The organism is Chromohalobacter sp. HP20-39, assembly GCF_033052815.1.
Lineage (GTDB): Bacteria > Pseudomonadota > Gammaproteobacteria > Pseudomonadales > Halomonadaceae > Chromohalobacter.
This window is the reverse complement of record NZ_JAWHTP010000253.1, coordinates 1-387: the sequence shown is the minus strand read 5'-3', so window position 1 is coordinate 387 and position 387 is coordinate 1. Positions and strand designations below refer to the sequence as shown.

Here is a 387-nt window from a genome sequence, read left to right as displayed (position 1 = left end):
GGTGCCTGCGTCGTTGTTGTCGATGCAGGGCCGGCAGGAGGCTGGCGGCAGCGTGGGGTGATTCTGGCTGTTGTTGCGATCAAGGCAATGAAAGACGCGCCGAGGTTACGCCCGGCGCGTTTTTTTTGGTATTTTCGCGTGAACAAACGCCATCAAGGACAGGGCGCTTGCATCGAACGTTGTTCGGTTTGGCCAATTGCTCTGACTGATCAGGTGCCGTTCTTATTTCGAAAAGATAACGCGGGGATTCGGAACCCAATGGCGAGATCAGTAATCTGTGCAAATAGCATGCAATGTTAGTGACCCAACAACGAGGCTGAGGATGCTGGAGTGGATTGCAGGTTTCATTCTGGACGTCGTGGGTGGCCATTTTCTCTGGGGAACCGG

Annotated in this window: 1 protein-coding gene; it reads left to right on the top strand. The window is 54.3% G+C overall.

The window, feature by feature from the left end; all coding sequences use genetic code 11:
* Positions 1 to 300: hypothetical protein (locus RVY79_RS17865; RefSeq protein WP_317465855.1), on the top strand; the 300-nt coding region annotated here is incomplete at its 5' end.
* Between the last annotated feature and the right edge of the window lie 87 nt (positions 301 to 387).